At 62.7% G+C, this 263-nt stretch carries 1 protein-coding gene; it reads left to right on the forward strand.

Annotated features, from left to right (window positions below; genetic code table 11):
- Positions 1–263 (forward strand): hypothetical protein (locus tag HB860_RS22075; protein WP_247627967.1); only part of this gene is annotated, 263 nt, incomplete at both ends.

The following is a 263-nucleotide window of genomic DNA, read 5'->3' on the forward strand; positions in this document are numbered from 1 at the left end:
TCTACAACTACATGGCGATCGGCCTGGCCATCACTGGCCTTGCCGCTCTCGGCGTGTACATGGGCGCCGTCACGCCCGACGCTTCTGCAGCCGCTGGCCGGATCGGCAAGCAGTACCTGACGTCATTCGGCGTCGCGATGTTTGTCAGCCCGCTGAAGTGGGTGTTCATCCTCGCGCCGCTCGTGATGGTGTTCGCCATTTCGTTCGGCATCAACCGCCTGAAGCCCGCAACCGCTCAGCTTCTGTTCTGGGTATTCGCGGCG

Origin of the sequence: Aeromonas genomosp. paramedia, assembly GCF_023093515.1 — a bacterium.
GTDB lineage: Bacteria > Pseudomonadota > Gammaproteobacteria > Enterobacterales > Aeromonadaceae > Aeromonas.